Source organism: Mesorhizobium sp. M7A.F.Ca.CA.002.15.2.1 (assembly GCF_003998715.1).
Lineage (GTDB): Bacteria > Pseudomonadota > Alphaproteobacteria > Rhizobiales > Rhizobiaceae > Mesorhizobium > Mesorhizobium ciceri.
In genome coordinates, this window is the sequence record NZ_RZPI01000495.1 from 1 (window position 1) to 4,353 (window position 4,353).

Annotated in this window: 6 protein-coding genes; 5 read left to right on the forward strand and 1 reads right to left on the reverse strand. The window is 64.2% G+C overall.

What is annotated here, in order from left to right; translation table 11 throughout:
• Nucleotides 1–111 precede the first annotated feature (111 nt).
• Complete coding sequence (gene pcaQ, locus ENZ74_RS23505; RefSeq protein ID WP_063167580.1) at nucleotides 112–1,029, reverse strand: pca operon transcription factor PcaQ; 918 nt, start codon at nucleotides 1,027–1,029, stop codon at nucleotides 112–114.
• Nucleotides 1,030–1,122: 93 nt separating this feature from the next.
• Between pcaQ and pcaD the strand changes: the two genes are divergently transcribed.
• The 5 genes from pcaD to ENZ74_RS23530 all read left to right on the forward strand — a co-directional run.
• Complete coding sequence (pcaD, locus tag ENZ74_RS23510; protein WP_063167581.1) at nucleotides 1,123–1,932, forward strand: 3-oxoadipate enol-lactonase; 810 nt, start codon at nucleotides 1,123–1,125, stop codon at nucleotides 1,930–1,932.
• The gene (pcaC, locus tag ENZ74_RS23515; protein WP_013532963.1) at nucleotides 1,925–2,332 is read left to right on the forward strand and encodes a 4-carboxymuconolactone decarboxylase; all 408 of its coding nucleotides are present in this window, start codon (nucleotides 1,925–1,927) and stop codon (nucleotides 2,330–2,332) included. Before pcaD ends, pcaC begins: the two co-directional genes overlap by 8 nt.
• Nucleotides 2,322–3,077: a protocatechuate 3,4-dioxygenase subunit beta gene (gene pcaH / locus ENZ74_RS23520; RefSeq protein ID WP_013532962.1), complete on the forward strand. Its 756-nt coding sequence runs from the start codon at nucleotides 2,322–2,324 to the stop codon at nucleotides 3,075–3,077. Before pcaC ends, pcaH begins: the two co-directional genes overlap by 11 nt.
• Nucleotides 3,077–3,691 (forward strand): protocatechuate 3,4-dioxygenase subunit alpha, encoded by a 615-nt coding sequence (pcaG, locus tag ENZ74_RS23525; protein WP_063167582.1) that lies wholly within the window; start codon nucleotides 3,077–3,079, stop codon nucleotides 3,689–3,691. Before pcaH ends, pcaG begins: the two co-directional genes overlap by 1 nt.
• 19 nt (nucleotides 3,692–3,710) lie before the next feature.
• The coding region (locus tag ENZ74_RS23530; protein WP_245470991.1) for a lyase family protein at nucleotides 3,711–4,353 on the forward strand (643 nt) is incomplete at its 3' end.

Consider the following 4,353-nt stretch of genomic DNA (forward strand, 5'->3'; position numbering starts at 1 on the left):
GCTGACACGGGCATCGAGGCCGGCTGTATCGTACTGGCGCCCGGGCACATGCGGTCCGCAAGCGTTCGCTTCACGCCTTCGCGGGAGATCTGATCGCCAGTCTGAGCCGCATCAACTGCTTTGCCTCGCCGCTTCGCGGATGGTCTGCAACAGGATGGAGAAGGCCGGCGAGGGCGCCGTGTCGGTCCGCATCGTCAGGCCGACCGGTCCCTTGGTTTCCTCGGTGTTGACCGGCAGGGCGACGAAGGCGCCACTGCCGAGTTCATTGGCGACGACACCGGCCGAAATGATCCAAACCGCATCGCTCTGCCGCAGGAAGGCGCGGCCGAAGGAGTCCGAGACGGTTTCGATCTCGGTTGCCGGCGCCGTCATGCCGCTGGTGATGAACAGGCGGTCGACGAAAGGGCGGATGACCGATTCCCGTGTCGGCATCAGCGCCGGGAACTCGTCGAGCCGCGCGAACACGTCCTGTCCGGGCTCAAGCAGCGGATGTCGCGCCCGCACCACGAACAGCACCTGTTCGGAGTAGAGATGCTCGAAGAAGAAGCCGGTCATGTTCTCCGGCGCCGCCAACCGTCCGACGACGAGATCGAGCGCGCCGGTGCGCAACTGTTCGAGCAGCACCGCGTTCTCGCCGGTGACGATCTTGATCGCCGCACCGGTGCTCTCTTTGAGGAACAGGCTCATGGCAAGCGGCATCACCCGCGCCGACACCGTCGGCAGCGCGCCGATGCGGATCGGGTGCCGGTTGACCGCTCCGTCCTGGCGGACGGAATCGACGCCTTGCTTGAGCGCCGTGATCGCCATGGCGGCGTGGCGAAGGAAGATCTCGCCGATGCGCGTCAGTCGGATGCCGCGGCCGTCGCGCTCCACCACCGCAACCCCCAGCGCCTCTTCCAGTTCGCGCAATGTCTTGGTCACGGCCGGCGGGCTGACATGCAGCAAGTCAGCCGCTCGCGCCACGCTCCCCTGCCGCGCAACTTCCAGGAATGCCTGCAGGTGACGGAACCGAATGCGGCTCTCGGACATGGATTCGATAACCCCTGAGTTAATGAAACGCCAAAAAATATCATTTTACCGAACCAAACGCCTTGTGCAATGTGAGGGCGGAGGATCGAAACCGTGCCATTCGTCACCATCGGCGGCATCACGCTGCACCATCGCCACATCAAGGCGACCGGCAATGCGCGCCCAATCATATTCATCAATTCGCTCGGCACCGACTTCCGGATCTGGGACGAAATTGTCTCGACGTTCGATGGTGAAATGCCGCTGCTGGTGTATGACAAGCGCGGCCACGGACTGTCCGACATCGGCGACATCAGGTCGATCGACGATCACGTCGATGACCTCTCGGCGCTCATCGATCATTTCGGCTTGAGCAAGGTCGTGCTGTGCGGCCTGTCGGTCGGCGGCATGATCGCGCAGGGGCTCTATGCCAGGCGGCCTGAAATCGTCGAAGGCCTGATCCTTTGCGATACGGCACACAAGATCGGCACGACAGACAGCTGGAACACACGCATCGCGACCGTCGAAAGCAAGGGCATCCAGGCGATTGCCGATGGCGTGCTCAAAGTGTGGTTCACCCCCGCCTTCCACGCGGCGCGTCAGGCCGAGCTCGACGGTTACTGGAACATGATGACGAGGCAAGCGCTTGCAGGTTACGTAGGGACTTGCGCGGCCGTTCGCGATGCCGATTTCACCGATGCTGCACGCCGCATCGCGGTGCCGACGCTCTGCGTCGCCGGCGACCAGGATGGCTCGACACCTCCCGATCTCGTCCGCTCGCTGGCCGCGCTGATCCCCGGCGCGCGCTTCGAAATCATCCGCGACGCTGGACACATTCCTTGCGTCGAACAGCCTGAAGCGCTCACCGCCCTGATCCGCGGCTTTATCGCGTCGCTTGCCCCTGGAGCAGAAACCCATGGATGAAGTCCCCGGCAACGCAACCAGATATCGCACCGGCCTCGCGGTGCGGCGCTCGGTGCTTGGTGACCGCCATGTCGACCGCGCCGAGGTCGCCGCCACCGATTTCGACCAGCCTTTCCAGGAGTTGATCACCGAGGCCGCCTGGGGAACCGTGTGGGCGCGGCCGGGCTTGACCAGGCGTGAGCGTTCGATCGTCACGCTGGCGCTGCTGGCCGCACTCGGCCATGATGAGGAGGTTGCTATGCATGTGCGCGCCACCGTCAACACCGGTGCCTCGCGCGACGATATCTGCGAGGCGTTCCTGCATGTCGCCATCTATGCCGGCGTGCCGGCCGCCAACCGTGCCTTCAGAATTGCCAAGGACGTGTTTTCGGAAATGGACGGAAGCCAGAATGACCGCTGAGTCCGGCTCGAACCGAAGGCCCGAGACCGGCGCCTTCTTCCAGCGCGACCGGACCTGGCATCCACCTGTTCTGACACCGAATTACAAGACCTCCGTGCTGCGCTCGCCGCAGAAGGCGCCGCTGCCGTTCGACAACACGCTGTCGGAGATTGCAGGCCCGGTCTTCGGTCACGCCATGCTCGGCAAACTCGACGCCGACCTGATCCACAATTTCGCCAGGCCCGGCGAGAGCGCGCTCGGCGAGCGCATCATCGTCCATGGCCGGGTGCTCGATGAACGCGGCGTTGGCGTACCCGGCGCGCTGCTCGAATTCTGGCAGGCCAATGCCGGCGGCCGCTACCGCCACAAGAAGGACGGCTATCTGGCGCCGCTCGACCCGAACTTTGGCGGCTGCGGGCGCGCCATAACAGGCGAGGATGGCGGCTACGCCTTTCGCACTGTCAAGCCCGGCCCCTATCCCTGGCCGAACGGGCCGAACGACTGGCGGCCCTCGCACATCCATTTCTCGGTCTTCGGCCACGGCTTTGCGCAGCGGCTGATCACGCAGATGTATTTCGAGGGTGATCCGCTGATCTGGCACTGCCCGATCGTGCGCGGCATCCCCGACAAGGCCGCCGTCGAAACGCTGATCGCCACGCTCGACATGCAGGCGACGATCCCCTTCGACGCGCGCGCCTACAAGTTCGACATCGTGCTGCGCGGGCGCCGCGCGTCGCTGTTCGAAAACAGGCTGGAGGGCAATTGATGGCCCAGTCGCTCGACCGGCTCAGGGAAAGCCCCTCGCAGACCGCCGGACCTTATGTTCATATCGGGCTGACGCCCAATTTCTGCGGCATCGGCGGCGTCTATGCGACCGACCTTGGTGCGACCATGGTCAACGACAAGACCAAGGGGGAGCGCATCGGCCTGCGCATCCGGGTGCTCGACGGTACCGGCACGCCGCTCAAGGATGCGCTGATCGAGATCTGGCAGGCAGATGCGGATGGGCTCTACAATTCGCCGGCTGAACTGCGCGGCGCGGCCGATCCGAACTTTTTCGGCTGGGGCCGTTGCCCGACCGACATGGACACCGGTCTGTGCACGTTCGAGACGATCAAGCCGGGCCGCGTGCCGTTCAGGGACGGAAGCCTGATGGCCCCGCACATCACCCTCTGGATCGTCGCGCGCGGCATCAATCTCGGCCTGCACACACGGCTGTATTTTTCCGATGAGGAAAAGGCCAATGCCGGGGATGCGATCCTGGCGCGCATCGAGCACCGCGTCCGCGTGCCGACGCTGATCGCCGAGCGCAACGGCGATATTTATGTTTTCGACATCCATCTCCAGCGGGAGAAGGAAACGGTCTTCTTCGACAGCTGATGGTCAGGAGGAGCAGGATATGACCGTATCGCCCTTCGACCATCCACTGCTCTCCGCTCTTCTCGGCGACGAGGAGGCGAACCGGCATTTTTCCATCGAGGCGGAAATCGAGGCGATGCTTGCCTTCGAGCGGGCGCTGGCGCAAGCGGAAGCTGAAAACGGGATTATCACCAAGGATGATGCCGCCGCGATCGTGGCCGCACTTGCCACATTCCGGCCCGACACCGCCTTGCTGCGGGCTGCCGTCGCCAAAGACGGCGTCATTGTGCCGGAACTGGTACGCCAGATCAGGGCGGCGGTCGGCGAACCGCATGGCGACAAAGTGCATCTCGGCGCAACCAGCCACGATGTCATCGATACCGGCCTGGTGTTTCGGCTGAAGTCCATCGTCGAGCATCTCGGCCTGCTCCTGACCGAGACCATTATACGGCTCGTCTCGCTCGAAGAGCGGTTTGGCGGCAGGGCGCTGACGGGAATGACGCGCATGCAGCCAGCCATTCCGATCAAAGCGGCCGACCGCGTCAGGACGTGGCGGGCGCCACTGCAACGGCATCAGGAAAGATTGTCGGAACAGTCGAGGCGTCTGCTGGTGGTGCAGTTCGGCGGTGCCGCCGGCACGCTGGAAAAGCTAGGCGACAAAGGTCCGGCGGTGCGCGCAGCAC